At 64.4% G+C, this 17,125-nt stretch carries 20 protein-coding genes and 1 pseudogene; 8 read left to right on the top strand and 13 right to left on the bottom strand.

The features are described 5' to 3' along the window. Positions 1-353: 353 nt before the first annotated feature. Complete coding sequence (locus tag CK227_RS07255; protein ID WP_095772101.1) at positions 354-773, top strand: lysozyme inhibitor LprI family protein; 420 nt, start codon at positions 354-356, stop codon at positions 771-773. A 12-nt stretch (positions 774-785) separates the two neighbouring features. On the opposite strand, the gene CK227_RS07250 is transcribed toward CK227_RS07255, so the two are convergent. The 11 genes from CK227_RS07250 to CK227_RS07200 form a co-directional block, all read right to left on the bottom strand. Beyond that, positions 786-1,865, bottom strand: a complete 1,080-nt coding sequence (locus tag CK227_RS07250; protein ID WP_095772102.1) for a 5-(carboxyamino)imidazole ribonucleotide synthase — start codon at positions 1,863-1,865, stop codon at positions 786-788. Continuing rightward, positions 1,862-2,359: a 5-(carboxyamino)imidazole ribonucleotide mutase gene (gene purE / locus CK227_RS07245; RefSeq protein WP_010911966.1), complete on the bottom strand. Its 498-nt coding sequence runs from the start codon at positions 2,357-2,359 to the stop codon at positions 1,862-1,864. The genes CK227_RS07250 and purE overlap by 4 nt, the downstream gene beginning before the upstream one ends. 98 nt (positions 2,360-2,457) lie before the next feature. Next, the gene (locus tag CK227_RS07240; protein WP_095772103.1) at positions 2,458-3,363 is read right to left on the bottom strand and encodes an anti-sigma factor; all 906 of its coding nucleotides are present in this window, start codon (positions 3,361-3,363) and stop codon (positions 2,458-2,460) included. Beyond that, positions 3,360-3,899, bottom strand: a complete 540-nt coding sequence (locus CK227_RS07235; RefSeq protein WP_095772104.1) for a sigma-70 family RNA polymerase sigma factor — start codon at positions 3,897-3,899, stop codon at positions 3,360-3,362. The genes CK227_RS07240 and CK227_RS07235 overlap by 4 nt, the downstream gene beginning before the upstream one ends. 37 nt (positions 3,900-3,936) lie before the next feature. Beyond that, positions 3,937-4,134 (bottom strand): hypothetical protein, encoded by a 198-nt coding sequence (locus CK227_RS07230; protein ID WP_095772105.1) that lies wholly within the window; start codon positions 4,132-4,134, stop codon positions 3,937-3,939. Between the two features lie 134 nt (positions 4,135-4,268). After that, positions 4,269-5,474 carry an aminotransferase class V-fold PLP-dependent enzyme gene (locus CK227_RS07225; protein WP_095772106.1) on the bottom strand — a complete coding sequence of 402 codons (1,206 nt, stop codon included), beginning with the start codon at positions 5,472-5,474 and terminating at the stop codon, positions 4,269-4,271. Between the two features lie 25 nt (positions 5,475-5,499). Then, entirely contained in the window at positions 5,500-5,961 is a 462-nt protein-coding gene (locus CK227_RS07220) for a RidA family protein (RefSeq protein WP_010911960.1), read from the bottom strand. A gap of 38 nt (positions 5,962-5,999) precedes the next feature. Continuing rightward, positions 6,000-6,794, bottom strand: coding sequence for an amino acid ABC transporter ATP-binding protein (locus CK227_RS07215; RefSeq protein ID WP_095772107.1), 795 nt, complete (start codon positions 6,792-6,794; stop codon positions 6,000-6,002). A 4-nt stretch (positions 6,795-6,798) separates the two neighbouring features. Next, positions 6,799-7,449, bottom strand: a complete 651-nt coding sequence (locus tag CK227_RS07210; protein WP_095772108.1) for an amino acid ABC transporter permease — start codon at positions 7,447-7,449, stop codon at positions 6,799-6,801. 1 nt (position 7,450) lies between these two features. Continuing rightward, positions 7,451-8,116 (bottom strand): amino acid ABC transporter permease, encoded by a 666-nt coding sequence (locus CK227_RS07205; RefSeq protein ID WP_095772109.1) that lies wholly within the window; start codon positions 8,114-8,116, stop codon positions 7,451-7,453. A gap of 73 nt (positions 8,117-8,189) precedes the next feature. Continuing rightward, on the bottom strand, positions 8,190-9,020 hold the full coding sequence (locus CK227_RS07200) for a transporter substrate-binding domain-containing protein (protein WP_179296401.1): 831 nt from the start codon (positions 9,018-9,020) through the stop codon (positions 8,190-8,192). A gap of 171 nt (positions 9,021-9,191) precedes the next feature. Between CK227_RS07200 and CK227_RS07195 the strand changes: the two genes are divergently transcribed. Continuing rightward, positions 9,192-9,980 carry an IclR family transcriptional regulator gene (locus tag CK227_RS07195; protein WP_095772110.1) on the top strand — a complete coding sequence of 263 codons (789 nt, stop codon included), beginning with the start codon at positions 9,192-9,194 and terminating at the stop codon, positions 9,978-9,980. A 10-nt stretch (positions 9,981-9,990) separates the two neighbouring features. Here CK227_RS07195 and CK227_RS07190 read toward each other — a convergent pair whose 3' ends face one another. After that, complete coding sequence (locus CK227_RS07190; RefSeq protein ID WP_010911954.1) at positions 9,991-10,194, bottom strand: YdcH family protein; 204 nt, start codon at positions 10,192-10,194, stop codon at positions 9,991-9,993. Between the two features lie 241 nt (positions 10,195-10,435). Here CK227_RS07190 and CK227_RS07185 point away from each other — a divergent pair, with 241 nt between their 5' ends. From CK227_RS07185 to CK227_RS07165, 6 genes and pseudogenes are all read left to right on the top strand, one after another. Beyond that, a complete protein-coding gene (locus tag CK227_RS07185) occupies positions 10,436-10,615 on the top strand; it encodes a YdcH family protein (protein ID WP_010911953.1) in 180 nt (59 codons plus the stop codon). A gap of 314 nt (positions 10,616-10,929) precedes the next feature. Further along, entirely contained in the window at positions 10,930-12,183 is a 1,254-nt protein-coding gene (gene ispG, locus CK227_RS07180) for a flavodoxin-dependent (E)-4-hydroxy-3-methylbut-2-enyl-diphosphate synthase (RefSeq protein ID WP_095772111.1), read from the top strand. Positions 12,184-12,188: 5 nt separating this feature from the next. Continuing rightward, positions 12,189-13,043, top strand: a complete 855-nt coding sequence (locus CK227_RS07175; RefSeq protein ID WP_095772112.1) for a lytic transglycosylase domain-containing protein — start codon at positions 12,189-12,191, stop codon at positions 13,041-13,043. After that, positions 12,982-13,185: pseudogene (locus CK227_RS37975) on the top strand (Stf0 family sulfotransferase); the annotation flags it as partial. The gene CK227_RS07175 and the pseudogene CK227_RS37975, both read left to right, overlap by 62 nt. 41 nt (positions 13,186-13,226) lie before the next feature. Further along, positions 13,227-13,853, top strand: coding sequence for a Stf0 family sulfotransferase (locus CK227_RS07170; RefSeq protein WP_245433473.1), 627 nt, complete (start codon positions 13,227-13,229; stop codon positions 13,851-13,853). Positions 13,854-13,941: 88 nt separating this feature from the next. Next, a complete protein-coding gene (locus CK227_RS07165) occupies positions 13,942-14,682 on the top strand; it encodes a class I SAM-dependent methyltransferase (RefSeq protein WP_095772343.1) in 741 nt (246 codons plus the stop codon). Positions 14,683-14,706: 24 nt separating this feature from the next. Here the strand turns inward: CK227_RS07165 and CK227_RS07160 are convergent, their stop codons facing one another. Continuing rightward, positions 14,707-17,052 carry a response regulator gene (locus CK227_RS07160; RefSeq protein ID WP_095772113.1) on the bottom strand — a complete coding sequence of 782 codons (2,346 nt, stop codon included), beginning with the start codon at positions 17,050-17,052 and terminating at the stop codon, positions 14,707-14,709. Between the last annotated feature and the right edge of the window lie 73 nt (positions 17,053-17,125).

Here is a 17,125-nt window from a genome sequence, read left to right as displayed (position 1 = left end):
ATCCGCGATCCTCCCCAGGTTTCCCTCTGGGGAGAGGGCTTTGCTTGATTCAGGTTTAGTTTGCAATTTATCTGTGGCGATATCGACAATCGACTTCGCCAACTGGTTAGGATCGCGCGGGCGCTTTGGGCGCCTTTCGGTCATGGTTTGAAGATGGCATGCGCTTCCGCCTATTTCCAGACGGCGCTTAGGCGAAAGCGCCTATTGTGATCGGGGCGGAATTTCAAACTGACCCACTACCCATGCTCCATACCTCCATATCATCAAATATCCGCCATGTCGGCCTTGCGGCATTGCGCGGCCGTAGGCCGGCTGGGATGATGCGGAGTGTTTCAAGTGATTTGGGGACGATCATGCGCCGAATATTGCTGTCCGCCTGCCTTGTCGTCCTGGCGGGAACGTCGATCGTGCGCGCACAGGAATGCGACCGCTCCGACGACAGCCAGCAGATGATGAACATCTGCGCCGGCGAGGACTACCAGGCCGCCGACGCCAAGCTCAATGCGGCCTATAAGGACCTGATCAGCTCCGATGATGCCAACGGTAAAAGATTGCTGCAGGCGGCGCAACGCGCCTGGATCACCTTCCGCGACGCCGAGTGCGCGCACAGCACGGCCGCCAGCGTGGGCGGTTCCATCCACGCGATGGAGGTTTCGCAGTGCCTGGCCAGGCTGACCAATGACCGCATCAAGCAGCTTGCGGCCTCGGCCAATTGCGAGGAAGGCGATGCGAGCTGCGCCAGCTCCAACGAGGACAGCGACGAGCTGCAATAGGTTCGCTTCCGGCTATTGAACGCGACGGCTGACGCGGATGAAATGGCCCATCTTGCGGCCGGGCCGCGCCTCGGCCTTGCCATAGAGATGCAGCATCAGATCGGGCTCGGCGAGCAGTTGAGGGACGCGCAGCACGTCGTCGCCGATCAGGTTCTCCATCACGCAATCGGAGTGGCGCTCCGGGCTGCCGAGTGGCAGGCCGGCAACGGCGCGGATATGCTGCTCGAACTGCGAAACGATGCAGGCCGCCTCGGTCCAGTGGCCTGAATTGTGGACGCGTGGCGCAATCTCATTGGCCAGAAGCGAACCGTCGGAAAGCACGAAGAACTCGACGCCGATGACGCCGACATAATCGAGCGCCGACAGGATTTTTGCCGCCGCCGTCCGCGCCGCTTCAGCCGTCTCACGTTTGACGCCGGCTGGCAGCGTCGAGGTGTGGAGAATGCCGTTGCGGTGGACATTCTCGGCCGGGTCGTAGGCTGCCACTGCGCCATCCAGGCCACGCGCTGCAATCACCGAGATCTCACGATCGAAGGGCACGAAGCTTTCCAGGATCAGCGGCACATTGCCCATCGCCTCGCAGGTGCCGGCGAAGCCGCCCGCCTCCATGTTGCGGAAGACACGCTGGCCCTTGCCGTCATAGCCCATGCGCCGCGTCTTCAATATGCCGCTGCCGCCGAATGTCTTCAGCGCCGCCGTCAGGTCCTCGTCGGTGTCGACCGGACGAAAATCGGCGGTGGCAATGCCGATGCCGTTGAGGAATGTCTTTTCGCTCACCCGGTCCTGCGCTACGTCGAGTGCGCGCGCCGGCGGATAGACCGCAACCCTGGCGGCAAGCGCTTCTGCCGCGGCAACGGGAACATTCTCGAACTCGTAGGTGACGACGGCACTTGCCGCCGCCAAATCGGCAAGGGCGGCCGGGTCGTCATAGGCTGACCTAATCTGCCGGTTGGCGACCTGGGCCGCCGGGCAATCCGGCTGCGGCTCCAGCACGATGGTGCGGTAGCCGAGGCGGGCGGCGGCCATCGCCAGCATGCGGCCAAGCTGGCCGCCGCCGATGATGCCGATGGTCGATTCGGCGGGCAGGCTCACGGCGTGTCCGTCGGTTCGTCGGCGACCTTGGCGGTCTGCGAGGCGCGCCAGGCATCGAGGCGCTGGGCAAGCTTGTCGTCGTTCAGCGCCAGAACGGCGGCTGCCAACAGGGCCGCATTGGCCGCACCCGCCTTGCCGATGGCCAGTGTCCCGACAGGAATGCCGGCCGGCATCTGGACGATGGAGAGCAGCGAATCCTGCCCCGACAGCGCCTTCGATTCCACCGGCACGCCGAACACCGGCAGCGGCGTCATCGCCGCCGTCATGCCGGGCAGGTGCGCCGCGCCGCCGGCGCCGGCGATGATCACCTTGTAGCCGGCGGCCTTGGCGCCCTTGGCGAACTCATAGAGCCGGTCGGGCGTGCGATGCGCCGAGATGATCAGGCGTTTGTGCGGGACGCCCAGCGCCTCCAGCGTTTCGGCCGCCTGGCGCATCGTCGCCCAGTCGGACTGGCTGCCCATGATGATGGCGACGTCGGCGCGTTGGTCGTTCAAGCTTGTTGCTCCCCGGCGACAAAGGCGCGCCTTAGCGGAATTCGGCAGCGACGGCAAGGATATCAGGCCACCGGCAAGGCCGGTGGCCATAATCCAGCCTAAACCGCCGCCTTGCGGAAGCGGGCGACGAAGTCGTCGAGTTCGGGGCGCTCCATGTCGGAGATCGCCCAATAGGAGAAGGCGCCGTCGCTCCAGTGCACCATCGAGAAGCCGCCGGAGGAAAGGTCGCCCGGCTGCGTGGTCTTGCCGCCCTGCTGCGGTTCGGCGACCAGCGTGATCAGATGCTCGCGGTGGCGGTAGACCAGGGCCGGCACCGGCCGTCCGGATATCACCTCGACCCGGCCGCCGATCAGCGCGTAGCCGTCCTGGGCAAGGTCGGGGGCCGGCGGCGAGACGCCGATGCGGGCGTCGAGCCAGGGCTTGACCGTATGGCGGTCGGACGAGACGATGTCGATCGGGCTCGCGGCAAGTAGGCTGCGGCGATGGCCGCTGGCGACCGCGGCGGCAAAGCCATCATCGACGCCGCTCTGCATCACCCATTGCGTCGCCCCGCTGGCCAGCACTGCGCTGATCATGATCGACGCGGCCATGGCGCGCCAGTCGAACGAGCCGAAGCGGCGCGCTCTCGGTGATGGCCGCGCCTGGGAAGGACGTGTTCCGGCTTCCCGTCTCTGGCCGCCGCCAGCGCCGGCAATCAACCCCGGCAGCGTCGATGGCGTACCGTGCTGCGGCTCCGCCTCGACCGGCGCCTGCCGTTCGGCGCCGGCCATGCCGATCGACGCGATGCGGGCCCGGAATGCATCGCTGACATCGGGGCGCGGCAAGCGGCTGACGGCGCCTTGCAGGGCGACAATGCGGGCATGCTCGGCGGCAAGCCTGGGGTCGGCGGCGATGCGACGCTCCACTGCAAGAGCGGCCGCCGCATCAAGCTCGCCATCGACAAGGGCATGGATCATCAGTCTGATACCTTCGGGATCGTTGGGCAGTCCGTCGTCGCGCGTCATGACGCTCTCCCCAATTCTGACGCGAGCAGGCCACGGGCGCGGGCCAGCCTGGACATCACCGTGCCGATCGGCACGGCAAGCATGGCCGATATCTCGCGATAGCTCAGGCCGTTGATATCACGCAGCACCAATGTCTCGCGAAATGGCTGCGGCAGAGCCGCTATCGCCGCCTCCAGCGCTGCACTATCGGCCTTGGCGATCAGGCTCGCCTCCGGGCCGTCCTCGTCGGGCATGCTAGTGCCGTGCGCCGCCGCCATGTCATCGAGGTCGCCCAGATCGCCGACGGCCATCATGACACGCGGCCGGTTGCGCGCCATCCAGGTGTAGGAGGTGTTGCGCACGATGGTCAGCAGCCAGGCGCGGGCGTTGCCGCCGGCGTAGCCCGATATGCCGGCATGCGCCTTGATGCAGGCGTCCTGCACCACATCCTCGGCATCGGCGGCATTGCCGGTCAGCCATCGGGCCAGCGCCAGCGCGTCGCCGAGATGCGGCAGCACCACTTCGTTGAAGCGTTCTGCCAGGGCCCTCTCGCTCAAAGCGGTACCATGATCCGATACTCCAGGCCGTGCCGCCTCAAGATGCGACGGCGACCTTGCCCTGCTCGCAGGGGCAAAGCCCCCGGAAGCAGGCAAAGCCGCCTGCCTTGCCGAAACTGAATTCATCTGCGTCACCGCTGTCAAGCGCCACGAAGGAGAGCCTGACGACCATCATGCTCGCCAGCGCATCGCCACGCCCGACGCCGTGTTCGCTGTCCTTGCAATGATGGGGCATGCCGGTCTCCTCAACGCCAGTGGTGGCGTATGCCGAGGAGACTTGTCGCGGCGCCGATTTATTCCCAAACCACCCGCGATCCGGCTGTTCACAGTCGCGTGATCGCGGGTGGTTTGGGATGGTTGGCCTGGCGCTCAATCCGGCCAGCGCAGTGCGCCGGAAGAATCCTTCCGCGCGGTCTTCATCGCATCGGCGGGACGGTCCTTCGCGGTCAGCACGGCACGCAACCGCTCGGCGACGATCTCGGCCTCGCCGGGATGCAGATTGCAGGGGTCGAGGAAGAAGTGGCCGCGCTCGACTTCGTGGTTGCGCACGATGATCGGCGGCGTGCCGGCCGCCAGCGCCGAGGCGAGGCCGGCGGCGCTGAAGCGGCTCTCCGGCGATACGAAGATCTGCAGCCGGTCGAGCGGATTGGCTGTCGGGTCCGGGATGATCTTGGCAAGGATGCCCGACAGTCCCTGCAACGCGTCCTTCCAGAGATTGAGCGCCGCCTCCTCGCGCCGGCGGATGCCGGCGTGATCGCGCTTCTCCCAGGCTTCCAGTGCCGCCATGGTGCCGGCGATGCTTTCCTTGCCGACCTTCATGGCCCGCGCCACGCCGCGGTTCTGCAGATAGGCTGCCCGCACCAGATCCTTGCGACCGGTGACGATGCCGCTGGTCGGACCTGAGAGGAATTTGTGGCCGCTGTAGATGACGACGTCGGCGCCGCGGGCGAGAAAACCGCGCAGATCATATTCGGACGCCGCATCGACGATCACCGGCACGCCCTTGGCGTGGCAGATCTCGCAGAATTCCTCCAGCGACAGCATGCCGTACTGCACCGTGTGGTGGGCGACGACATAGAGGCCAGCCGCCGTGCGCTCGTTGATCGCTTCGCGCACATGGTAGTCCTGGGTGACGCTGACCGTGCCGGCGGGCACCACCCTGGCGCCGGCGACGCGGATCGACTGGTCGATCGGGGCGCCGTAATTGACGATGTGGCCAAGCTGGATGACGACCTCCGATTTGAGGTCGCCGGTGTCATCAGGCAGGCGCTCGATGGCGAGCAGGCTGGTTCCTGTTATTGCACCGGCGATCGCCATGGTGATGCCGCTGGCGCAGCAGGCGGTGATGAAGCCGGCCTCGCCACCGGTGAGGCGCGCCACCACCGTGCTCGCGGCGCGCTGCAGATCATCCATCTCCACCCATTGCGAGGCCATCTCCGCCATGGCGCCGATCGCCTCCGGAACGATGATCGATGCGCCGAGCGCGGTCATGGTGCCGGAGACATTGATGATCGGCCGCAAACCCAGCCGTTCGCGAATGGTGGTGTTGGAGCCGGTGTCGGAATAGGTTTTCATGTGAGCGGATCCCGTGAGTAGCAGGTCAGGCGGCGATCTCGACGACCGCCTCGATTTCGACAGTGATGTTTCCAGGCAGCGAGCCGACGCCGATCGCCGAGCGGGCATGGCCGCCGATCTTGTCGAAGACATCGGCGAACAGGTCCGAGCAGCCATTGACCACTTTCGGATGGTCGCTGAAGGTCGGCGTCGCGTTGACGAAGCCGAGCAGCTTGACGACGCGCACGATGCGGCCGAGATCGCCGGCGGCGGCATGCATGACGGCCAGCAGATTAAGCCCGGTCAGGCGCGCATGCTCATAGGCCTGCTCGACGGTCACGTCCTCGCCGACCTTGCCGGTGCAGAGCGTGCCGTCGGCGCGCAGCGGCCCCTGGCCCGACAGGAAGATCAATCGCCCGCTCTCGGCATGGGTAACGAAGTTGGCGATGGGCGTCGGCGGCTCGGGCAGCGTCAGGCCGAGTTCGGCGAGCCGGATGTAAGGCGTCATGGAAGCAGGCTCCTTGGGACGGCACCGGCCGTCCAATGTCAGAAATGCGAGGCGCGGAAGCGCGCCAGGAAGGTGCGGAGGCGCTCATTGCTGGTTTCCGCCGCCAGGATTTCCTTGGGCGGGCCGACGGCGCTGACGCCGCCATCGGCCATGAAGACGATGCGGCTCGAAGCGTCGCGGGCGAAGGCCATTTCATGCGTCACCATCAGCATGGTCATGCCATCTTCGGCCAGGCTGCGCACCACGGCCAGCACCTCGCCGACCAGTTCGGGGTCGAGCGCCGAGGTGATCTCGTCGAGCAAAAGGATTTTCGGCTCCATCGCGACGGCGCGCGCGATGCCGACGCGCTGCTGCTGGCCGCCGGAGAGCTCGGCCGGCAGGCTGTCGGCCTTGTGTGCGAGGCCGACGCGGCCGAGCCAATGCTCGGCGATCTGGCGCGCCTCGGTCTGGCTCTTTCCCCGCACCTTGGTGAGCCCGAGCATGATGTTGCCGGCCGCGGTGAGGTGCGGAAACAGGTTGAAGCTCTGGAACACCATGCCGGTCTCGGCGCGCATCGCAGCCAAGTCGCGTTCGCTGCGGCGCTGGCGCGTTCCGGCCTCGCGATAGCCGACCTCCTTGCCGTCGATGCGGATCGAGCCTGAGTCGTAGCTTTCGAGGAAGTTGACGCAGCGCAGCAACGTGGTCTTGCCGCTGCCCGAGGGGCCGATAACGGTGACCACTTCGCCGCGCTTCACCTGAAGGCTGACGGAACGCAGCACCTCGACGGTGCCGAAGGCCTTGGAGACATCGCGCACGTCGAGCAGCGCGGGACTGGCGTTTGTGGCGTCGGACATCTTGCTATTCCCGAATGAAGGCAAAGCGCCGCTCGAGCCGCCGGCTGGCGAGCGAGAGCGCGTAGTTGACCGCGAAATAGATGAGCGCGCCGAGGATATAGAGCGGCATCGCCTCGTAGGTACGGCCGATGACCTGGTTGATGGCCTGCATCAGATCGGTGATGCCGAGCAGCGAGACCAGTGCGCTGCCCTTGACCGCGTCGGTGACGCCGTTGATCCAGGGCGGCAGGAAGCGCCTGAAGGCCTGCGGGAAGATGACGGAGGTGAGCCGCTGGCGGAAGGTCAGCCCGATCGCCATCGCGGCCTCGGACTGGCCTTTCGGGATCGAGGCGACCGCGCCCCTGAGATATTCGATGACCTGCGCGGTCTTGAACAGGGTGAGCGCCAGCACGGCCGCCCAGAAGGACGGCAGATGCAGCCCGACCGCCGGCAGGCCGTAATAGACGAAGAACATCAGCACCAGGATCGGAATGCCGCGGATGGTGTCGGAGAAGATGCGCACCGCCCAGCGCAGCGGGGCGGGGCCATAGACCAGGCCGACGCCAAGCAGGACGCCGGCGATGAGCGACAGGGTGACGACCAGGAGCGACACCCAAAGGGTCAAGGCGAAGCCTTTGGCGAGGAAGGGCAGGGCGTAGAGGATCTGGCTCGCCATGTCAGCGCGCCGCCCTGAACCGGCGCTCGACGAGCCTGAGCCCGAAGAGCAGGATGTAGCCGGTCACCAGATACATCGCCGTCGTCACCAGATAGACCTCGACGATGCGGAAGGTGTTGAAGTTGATCCACTGGGCGCCGAAGGTGAGCTCGGGCACCGAGATGACCGAGGCTATCGAGGTGTCCTTGAACAGCGAGATGAAGGTGTTGGACAGCGCCGGCAGCGTGATGCGCAGCATGGTCGGCAGGCGCACATGGATGAGCCTTTGCCAGGGCGTCAGGCCGATCGCCTTGCCGGCATCGAGCTGGCCGCGCGGGACGGCCTCGAGGCCCGAGCGAAACACCTCGACCAGATAGGCGCCGCTATAGACCGACAGCGTCAGGACGAACGAGGTCGGCGCGCTGTAGGCCAGGTCGACCACGGTCGGCACCCCGTAGAAGACGAGATAGACGAGCAGGATCAGCGGCACGTTGCGGATGAATTCGACATAGGCGGCGATGATGGCCCGTACCACGCGTCCGGCCGAGACGTACCAGACCGCGAGCACCAGGCCGATGACGGTGCCGATGGCGATCGAGATCACCGCAAGCTCGAGGCTGAGCAGCAGACCGCCCCACAGCTTGTCGAAATGCCGCCAGATCAGGTTGAAATTGAGGGCATAGCCCATGCGTGCGCCTCGGTGTGAAGACCGTCGAATGGATCGCGGAAGGGCTGGAATGCCGCCCTTCCGCGATCCGGGATCAGATGACCGGGAAGCCGGGATGGCGTGCCGGCGGTTCCTGACCGAAATAATCCTTGAAGGCGGCGTCGTAGAGTGCCGATTCATGGCCGAACATGGCGATGGTGAAGGTCTGGTTGACGAAGGTCAGCCAGTCGAGGTCGCCCTGCCGCAAGGCCGCGCCGTAGAGCATCGAATACCAACTCTTGCCGGCGTCGAAATATTTGTCCGGATTGCGCGAGGCGAGCCAGCGCACGGTGGACAGGTCGACGGCTGCCGCGTCGGCGCGCTTGGATTCCAGCGCCTGCAGCACGTTGGCCTGGGTGTCGATCTGCAGCACCTGTGCCTGTGGCAAGGCAAAGTGGACGGAGCTTTCGGCATCGACATTCTGCAGGATGGAGATGCGCGTCGCCGAACCGCCGGCAAGCAGCTTGTCGAAGGTGTTGTTCTCGGCGGTGGGCAGCGTCAGCAAGGCGACGCCTTCGACATAGTACGGCCGGGAGAAGTTGATCAGCTGCGAGCGCTGCGCCGTCATCGTCATGAACTGGATGGTGATGTCGACCTTGTTGGTGGTGACGTTGGGAATGCGCTGCGCAGGATCCTGCATGACGAATTCGACCTTGGTCGGATCGTCGAACAGACCCTTGGCCAGGATGCGTCCCATGGTGATGTCCATGCCGACCAGTTCGCCGGCATCGTTCTCGAAATGCCAGGGCGCGTTCGTGCTGCCGGTGCCGACGATAAGCTTGCCGCGGTCGAGCACGGTGCGCAGCAGGCTGTCTGATGCCGCCTGGGCGGCCGCCTTCTGCGCATCGACGGTTGCCAGCACGCCGGTGGCGGCCAGTCCCGCCATTCCCAATTTCAGAAAATCACGTCTTCCGGATGTGTCGTTCACGGCGACCTCCTTTCGTGTTGTGTTCCCCATGCACAGGCAAAGACACACGTCGATGATTTCAAAGCGATTGTCTCTTACAAGAGACGCATGTATCCTGTACAAGACAGATACTAACACCAGGAATCGACAATGCAAGATGGCAATGCCTTGGCCGTTTCGGCCGACGAAAAGACGACGGCCTCCCGCGAGAAGGGCCTCAACCGGGTGCTCGAGATCCTGGACTTCCTGCACACGACGCAGCGGGCGATCGGCATTGGCGACCTTGCCAAGGGGGTGAATGCTCCCCGCTCGACGACCTACACGCTGGTGCGGTCGCTGGTCGACGCCGGCCTGCTGGAAATGGCGGGCGACGGCAACCGCGTCTATTTCGGCAAGAAGCTCTATCTCTATGGAATGGATTATGTGCGCGGCAACGACCTGCTGCGGCGCGGGCGCCAGGAGGTCGACCATCTGTCGCGCGAGACCGGCGAGACCTCGGAATTGTGCATGCTGCAGAGCGGCCGCTACACCATCGTCCACTCCAGCCCAGGCACCAGGCCGTTTCGCATCAGCTCCGCCACCGGCCTGCAGATACCGCTGCCCTGGACCGCGTCTGGCCGGCTGCTTCTGGCGGGGCTGGAGCGGGCCGAGGTCGAAGCCATGGTGTCGGAAGACGATCTCGTGCTGCCCGACGGCCGCAAGCTGCGGCTCGACGATTTCATCGACGACATCGCCAAGGCTGGGGTGACCGGCTACTGCGTCACCTCGGGCCTGGTCGATGCCTATACGAAGTGCCTTGCCGTGCCGGTCTTTTCAGCACCGGGCAAGGTCGAGGCGACGATGTGCCTGGTGGTTCCCATCGATACGTCCGACGAGCGCACCGGCAGTCTCATCGGCCTGCTGCGCGATCGCGCGGCCAGGCTTTCGATCGGCGGATAGGGGAAAGCGTTCAGGCGATGATGTCTGGAATGATCTTGTCTTCCAGCTTCATCAGCCGGTCCTTGAGCGCCAGCTTCTTCTTCTTCATGCGCTGGATTTGCAGCGGGTCGCAATTGGTGGCGATCATCGCGTTGATCGCGGCATCGAAATCGGCGTGTTCCTGCTTCAGCCGGGAAAATTCGAGGCGAATATCGGCCTGTTCCTGATCGGACATTCTCTACCGTCTGCACGTCTGCGGCGCCCAAAAAAATGGGCCTGATTGGGCGGGGGTGGCAATTTCTGCCACCGGCGCGCAGGCCATATCACATTTCACCTTGTCGTGGAATGCTACCACGCAGCATTCGACATCGCAGTCGGAAGGTGGCAAAGTGTCATTGTGCCGTCACAGAAGCGACCTGCGGTGGACGCGCCGTGACGGCTGCAATCGAGGAAAACCATGAAAGGGAGAACCAATCATGTCTCTTGCATCCCATCTTGATGAGTTGCAGCGGAAACACGGCGACATCGAACGCGAAATCGATGACGCGATGAACCACCCGTCGGTGGACGACCTCGAAATCGTGAATCTCAAGCGACGCAAGCTGGCACTCAAGGATGCGATTGAGAAACTGAAAGCGCAACCGACCACGCATTGATGCCCGACTGACATAGCCGCCACTATGCGGTCTTCCTTGCCGGCGGCAATCGCCGCCGGTACTGGTGGTTTGATTTTCAGCACTATATCATAAGCCGCAGCTGATATCCTTTCCGATTTTTCCCCTGGCCACAGCCGGGTCTTGTTCTGTTTCAGCTCGCCGGCCGGGATCAATTGCTGCCAGTGGCGACCTGTCGCCATTGACAAGCCATCTTTGCTCCTCCACCTCATGCCCGAACCTCAGCGCATCGGCCCCCGGGGAGTGCTTGTGCGTCCGGGCGGACGCATGGGCTCCAGAGACAAAAGGCTGCCGGCATGACCGGATATTTTTCCTTTCCCTTCCCCCGCCGCACCTCGGTCGGCGTCGATGTCGGCGGCGTGGTCGTCGGCGGCGGCGCGCCTGTCGTGGTGCAGTCGATGACCAACACCGACACGGCCGACATCGATCAGACCGTCGCGCAGGTCGCGGCACTGCACCGCGCCGGCTCCGAGATCGTGCGCATCACCGTCGACCGCGACGAGAGCGCGGCCGCCGTTCCGCGCATTCATGAACGGCTCCAGCGCCTCGGCATGAATGTGCCGCTGGTCGGCGACTTCCACTATATCGGCCACAAGCTTCTGGCTGATCATGCGGCCTGCGCCGAGGCACTGGCCAAATACCGCATCAATCCGGGCAATGTCGGCTTCAAGGACAAGAAGGACCGGCAGTTCACCGATATCGTCGAAATGGCGATCAAGCACGACAAGCCGGTGCGCATCGGCGTCAATTGGGGTTCGCTCGACCAGGAGCTTCTGACCCGGCTGATGGACGACAACCAGGGCAAGGGTTTTCCGCTGACGGCGCAGGAAGTGATGCGCGAGGCGATCGTGCAGTCGGCGATCCTGTCGGCCGAAATGGCCGAAGAGATCGGCCTTGGCCGCGACAAGATCATCCTGTCGGCCAAGGTCAGCGGCGTGCAGGACCTGGTTGCCGTCTACACCGAGCTTGCCACCCGCTCCGACCATGCGCTGCATCTCGGCCTCACCGAGGCCGGCATGGGCTCGAAAGGCATCGTCGCCTCGTCCGCCGCCATGGGCATCCTCTTGCAGCAAGGCATTGGCGACACCATTCGCATCTCGCTGACGCCGGAGCCGAATGGCGACCGCACGCGTGAGGTGCAGGTGGCGCAGGAACTGCTGCAGACCATGGGGTTCCGCCAGTTCGTGCCGATCGTCGCGGCTTGCCCCGGCTGCGGCCGCACGACCTCCACCGTGTTCCAGGAGCTTGCCCAGAACATCCAGGCCGACCTGCGCAAGAACATGCCGGTGTGGCGCGAAAAATATCCAGGCGTCGAGAACCTGAAGGTCGCGGTGATGGGCTGCATCGTCAACGGCCCGGGCGAATCCAAGCATGCCGATATCGGCATTTCGCTGCCCGGCACCGGCGAGACGCCGACGGCGCCCGTCTTCGTCGACGGCAAGAAGGCGGCGACGCTGCGCGGACCGTCGATCGCAGCGGATTTCGAAAAAATGGTCGCCGACTATATCGAGCAGAGGTTTGGGCGCGGCGGCAAAGCCGCGGCGGAGTAGACGAAATGCAGCGTTTCCTCGCGGTGACGCTGGTTCTGCTTTGCGCCCTGGGGTGCTCGACATCGGTTCCAGCCGATCCGCCGCAATCGGCCAAGCAACGACTGATCGACAAGGTCTGCAACCTGATCCAGGCCCATGCCGACCAGAACGGCCTGCCGCGGGATTTCTTCGCCAGGCTGATCTGGAAGGAAAGCCGTTTCGACCCCAATGCCGTCAGCCCCGTCGGCGCCGAAGGCATCGCCCAGTTCATGCCGGGCACCGCCAAGATGCGCGGGCTCGAAAACTCCTTCGACATCAACCAGGCGATCCCGGCTTCGGCGAAATATCTCGCCGAAATGAAAAGCAGCTACGGCAATCTTGGCCTGGCGGCGGCCGCCTACAATGCCGGCGAAAGCCGGGTTTCGCGCTGGTTGGGCTCGGGCGGCTTCCTGCCGATGGAGACCGAGAGCTACGTCTTCGACGTCATGGGCGAGCCGGTCGACAAGTTCACCGACCCCGCCTATGCCGGAAAAATCGAGCCGCTCGATGCCAAGACGGATTTTGCCGTCGCTTGCCGCAAGCTGCCTGTCATCATGTCGCGGACCGTGGCGATGGCCTCGATCAACGTCAAGCCATGGGGCGTCCAGGTGGCCGGCAATTTCCGCCGCAGTGCTGCCATCAGCCAGTGGCTGAGGGTCAGGAGCCGGTTTCCGGCCTTGCTCGGGGGGCATGATCCGGTGGTGAGCCGGGTGCGCACGCCGATCGGCCGGCGCGGCATCTACGCCGTCAGGATCGGGATCGACGATCGTGCCGCCGCTAATGTCATCTGCCAGAAATTGCAGAGCGTCGGCGGGGCATGCGTGGTGGTACGCAACCGGTAGTTCGCGGCGGTGGGTCGGCCGGGTTGCCCTGCCTGTGATGAACGACGAGGGCAGCGGGATGTTCGACGCCTACATTATCTGCGGCACGTCGAGAACCGGCGGCACGCTGCTGTGTAAGCTCCTGGCCTCCACCGGGACATCAGGCGATCCGCACTCCTTCTATCGGCGGCAGGACCTGTCGGAATGGCCGACGAGTGGAAACTGCCGGCCCGCGACACGATGCGCGAGCTTGAATTCGACGTTGCCTATCTCGATGCGGCAATCACCGCCGGCAAGGGCGGGACAGGCATCTTCGGCCTGCGCCTGATGCGCGAAAACCTGGATGAATTTTCGGCGATCCTCGACCGGATTTTCCCAGGGCTGGCGTCAGACACAGCGCGCTTCGAAAAGGCCTTTGGCCGCATTCTCTACAACCACCTGTCGCGTGAGAACAAGCTTGCGCAGGCGATCTCGCTGATCAAGGCACAGCAGACCGGCCTTTGGCATATTGCGCCGGACGGCACCGAGATCGAAAGGGTCGCACCGGCGCAAGAACCCCGATATGATTTCGAACGGATCAAAGGGGAACTCGCCAAGCTCGAAGCCTATGACACGGCCTGGAACATCTGGTTCGCGGCGCAAGGCCTGACCCCGCTGCGCGTCGGCTACGATCGTCTCTCTGCCGATCCGGCGGCGGCCTTGCTGGGCATCTGCGAGGCCCTCGGCGTTCCGCCGCCGAATGCCGGGGACATCCGGCCGGGCGTCGCAAAGCTCGCCGACGAGACAAGCCTCGACTGGATGCGCCGCTATCGTCTGGATGCGGCCGGCTGAGTATGAAGGCCGAGCAAGGTCGCAACCTAATCGACGACGTAGATTGCGCCTGTCGCGCATGGCAAGCATTTGGGCTATAGGCGGCGGCATGACCGATCCGATCTACAATGATCCCGACTTCGTTCAGTTCTACGACATCGAGAATCAGGATGGCCGCGCCGATTTTGACTATTGCGTCGGTCTTGCCCGGGATGGCGGCTCGGTTCTCGATCTTGGTTGCGGCACCGGTCAACTGGCCGCCGAAATGGCCCAAGGGCGCCACGTCACCGGTGTCGATCCCGCATCGGCCATGCTCGATATCGCGCGACGCAGGACCGGCGGTGACAAGGTCGACTGGGTTGTTGCCGACGCGCGAACGGTGCGGCTCGGAAAACGGTTCGATCTGGTGCTGCTGACCGGTCACGTTTTCCAGGTTTTCCTGACCGAACAGGATCAGCGGGCAGTGCTGTGCACCATCGCCGAACATCTCGGTCCTGGTGGGCGCTTTATCTTCGACACGCGAAATCCCGCCGTGGAGGCGTGGCTGGAATGGACCCCGCAGCGCTCGGAAAGGATTGTGGAGCATCCCAGCCTTGGCGCGGTCAGGGCTTGGTATGATGCCGACTGGAATGCCGCCAGTGCGGTGGTCACCTATTCGACCTTCTATGAAATTCCGGGCGGCAGACCAATTCTGGGCGCTGAATCGAAAATAGCGTTTCCGAAGAAGGAAGATATTGCCGGGATGCTGGATGACGCTGGCCTGCTGGTGGAGCAATGGCTCGGCGACTGGCAGGGCGAACCCTATGCGGACACCTCTCCGGAAATCATCCCGGTCGGTCGGCTGCGCTGATCAGCCAGCCCGGCCGGACGTATCTCACGCCGTCTTGGCCACCACCGTCTCGCTGAGCCAGGTGCCGATTTTCGTCCCCAGCCGGTCGGGCGAAACCGGCTTCGGCAGATAGTCGTCCATGCCGGCCTCGATGCACTTGTCGCGGTCGCCCTTCAGCGCATGCGCGGTGACGCCGATGATCGGGATGTGACCGCCCGACGAGGTCTCGATCGCCCGGATGGCCCGGGTTGCCTCGTAGCCGTTCATCTCGGGCATAGAGACATCCATCAGGATCAGTTTCGGATGCAGCGACCGGTACATCTCGACCGCCGTGCGGCCGTTGCCGGCGATGCGGTAACTCAGACCGAGCCCGTTGAGGATCTGGCCGAACACCAGCTGGTTCACCTCATTGTCCTCGGCGATGAGGATGTCGATCGGGCCGTTCGGCGTGGCGGTCGATTCCGGCACCGCCATGACCGGCATGGCCGGGCCACGGATAACGGTGAAGGCGGGCGGAGCCGCCTGCGGCACCGGCTTCGGCTGGACCGGTTCGCGGATGAACTGCGCCTTGCCGACCTGCGAGCGAGCCTTCTGGATGACCGAGATGACGGTGCCGAGCAGGACCGCCGAACGCGCCGGCTTGGTCAGATGCGCCGATATGCCGAAATCGATGATCATCTTGCCGAAATCGACCTGGTCGACCGAGGTCAGGATGACGATCGGGATGGCCGACAGCCGGCTGTCGGCGGCGATGGCCCGGGCGACATCGGCGCCATTCATGCCGGGCATCTGGTAGTCCAGGATGATGCAGTCGACGCTGGCGCCCAGCTGGCAGGCGCGATCGAGGAAGGCCAGCCCCACGGCGCCGCTTTCGGCGGCGGCGCAGTCGAAGCTCCAGCTTCTGAGCTGCTCTAGCAGGATTTCGCGGTTGACCGGATTGTCGTCGATGACCAGCACGCGCGCGCCGGTGACGTCGACAGGCACGATCGCTTCGCGTGCCTCGGCATGATGCACAGGCAGCGGCACCGCGAACCAGAAGACGGAGCCGCGCCCGATCTCGCTCTCGACGCCGATCTTGCCGGCCATCAGGTCGACGAGGCGGGCGGCGATGGCAAGGCCAAGGCCGGTGCCTTCGTGACGCCGGGTCGAGGAGCCGTCGACCTGCGCGAATTTCTCGAACACGTTCTGCAGTTTCTCGGCCGGGATGCCGATGCCGGTGTCCTCGACCCGCAGCCTGAGCTGGACGACATCGTTGACGGTTTCGCCGCCGACATCGATCAGCACATGGCCCTTCTCGGTGAACTTCACCGCATTGCCGACCAGATTGGTGACGATCTGCCGGAAGCGGCCGGCGTCGCCGACGACATGGGCCGGCAGGCGCGGATCGACGCGCACGATCAGTTCGAGGTTCTTTTCGGCGACGCGCGCCGAGACCAGTGTCGCCACGTCCTCGACCGCTTCGGTGAGACGGAAGGGGGAAGGGTCCAGGGTGAGCTGTCCGGCGTTGATCTTGGAGAAATCGAGGATGTCGTTGATGATGGTGAGCAGCGCATTGCCGGATTTGACGATGACGTCGGTGAAGGTCTTCTGGCGTGGGGTGAGTTCGGTCTTGGCCAAGAGTTCGGCCATGCCGAGCACGCCGTTCATCGGCGTGCGGATCTCGTGACTCATATTGGCCAGGAATTCCGACTTGGCGCGATCGGCGGCCTCTGCCTTGAAAAGGGATTCGGCCGACTGGGCAAAGGCGCGGCGGATCGCCTGCTCCATCGGCCGGAAGATCCAGAAGGCGACGATGGCCAGGACGCCGAACAACAGGCCGCTCGCCCACAGCAGCAACCGGTCGCTGGACGCATCGGCCAGATGGCGCTCTTCGTCCATGGCGGTGCGGACGCGGACCAGCATCGGCTGGACGAACAGGTCGTTCTGGTTGCGGATTTCCCGATAGCTCCATTCATCGGCCTTCTGCGCCACCGACATCAGGTTGAAGTTGCGCACCATGTCATGCGCCGACCAGAACAGGTCGCCGTTGACCGAGGCGGTTTCGAGCTCGTTGAGGGTCTTGGCCGACAGGCGCGAGCGCAGCGCGGCGAACTGGGCGGTCAGCGTGTCGATTTCGTTGGTCAGGCGTTCGGAATGGTCGCGGGCCGAGGCGGTCAACGCGTCGCGTGTTTCGTTGCGCCAGGCGGAACCCGTCGTCTCGGCGAAGCTGGTCGCGTTGCGCAGGTCGCGGGTGAAGACGACGAGGTTGCTGCTCAGCGCGTCAACCTCATGGCGGAAGGAATTGACACGGTTGAGCGCAACCATGATGGCCGTGGAAGCCAGCGCGAAAATCAGCAATCCTGAAAGATAGCGAATCCGGACAAACCGGATGAAGGAAGAATATTCCGGCATGCGCAACCCCAACACATACGCATTATTTTAACGACCGGGATTACGCTTCATTTACATTAAGATTTCGTTCGCG

Origin of the sequence: Mesorhizobium sp. WSM4308 (assembly GCF_002294905.1) — a bacterium.
GTDB lineage: Bacteria > Pseudomonadota > Alphaproteobacteria > Rhizobiales > Rhizobiaceae > Mesorhizobium.
The sequence above is the reverse complement of the archived record's forward strand: the minus strand, read 5'-3'. Positions and strand labels throughout refer to the sequence as shown.

What these genes read in the sequence shown, in the direction of transcription:
- CK227_RS07255 (WP_095772101.1), top strand. Translation starts at nt 354, where the DNA reads ATGCGCCGAATATTGCTGTCCGCCTGCCTTGTCGTCCTGGCGGGAACG.
- CK227_RS07240 (WP_095772103.1), bottom strand. Translation starts at nt 3,363, where the DNA reads ATGACGCGCGACGACGGACTGCCCAACGATCCCGAAGGTATCAGACTG.
- CK227_RS07230 (WP_095772105.1), bottom strand. Translation starts at nt 4,134, where the DNA reads ATGCCCCATCATTGCAAGGACAGCGAACACGGCGTCGGGCGTGGCGAT.
- CK227_RS07225 (WP_095772106.1), bottom strand. Translation starts at nt 5,474, where the DNA reads ATGAAAACCTATTCCGACACCGGCTCCAACACCACCATTCGCGAACGG.
- CK227_RS07220 (WP_010911960.1), bottom strand. Translation starts at nt 5,961, where the DNA reads ATGACGCCTTACATCCGGCTCGCCGAACTCGGCCTGACGCTGCCCGAG.
- CK227_RS07215 (WP_095772107.1), bottom strand. Translation starts at nt 6,794, where the DNA reads ATGTCCGACGCCACAAACGCCAGTCCCGCGCTGCTCGACGTGCGCGAT.
- CK227_RS07210 (WP_095772108.1), bottom strand. Translation starts at nt 7,449, where the DNA reads ATGGCGAGCCAGATCCTCTACGCCCTGCCCTTCCTCGCCAAAGGCTTC.
- CK227_RS07205 (WP_095772109.1), bottom strand. Translation starts at nt 8,116, where the DNA reads ATGGGCTATGCCCTCAATTTCAACCTGATCTGGCGGCATTTCGACAAG.
- CK227_RS07200 (WP_179296401.1), bottom strand. Translation starts at nt 9,020, where the DNA reads ATGGCGGGACTGGCCGCCACCGGCGTGCTGGCAACCGTCGATGCGCAG.
- CK227_RS07195 (WP_095772110.1), top strand. Translation starts at nt 9,192, where the DNA reads ATGCAAGATGGCAATGCCTTGGCCGTTTCGGCCGACGAAAAGACGACG.
- CK227_RS07190 (WP_010911954.1), bottom strand. Translation starts at nt 10,194, where the DNA reads ATGTCCGATCAGGAACAGGCCGATATTCGCCTCGAATTTTCCCGGCTG.
- CK227_RS07185 (WP_010911953.1), top strand. Translation starts at nt 10,436, where the DNA reads ATGTCTCTTGCATCCCATCTTGATGAGTTGCAGCGGAAACACGGCGAC.
- ispG (WP_095772111.1), top strand. Translation starts at nt 10,930, where the DNA reads ATGACCGGATATTTTTCCTTTCCCTTCCCCCGCCGCACCTCGGTCGGC.
- CK227_RS07175 (WP_095772112.1), top strand. Translation starts at nt 12,189, where the DNA reads ATGCAGCGTTTCCTCGCGGTGACGCTGGTTCTGCTTTGCGCCCTGGGG.
- CK227_RS07170 (WP_245433473.1), top strand. Translation starts at nt 13,227, where the DNA reads ATGGCCGACGAGTGGAAACTGCCGGCCCGCGACACGATGCGCGAGCTT.
- CK227_RS07165 (WP_095772343.1), top strand. Translation starts at nt 13,942, where the DNA reads ATGACCGATCCGATCTACAATGATCCCGACTTCGTTCAGTTCTACGAC.
- CK227_RS07160 (WP_095772113.1), bottom strand. Translation starts at nt 17,052, where the DNA reads ATGCCGGAATATTCTTCCTTCATCCGGTTTGTCCGGATTCGCTATCTT.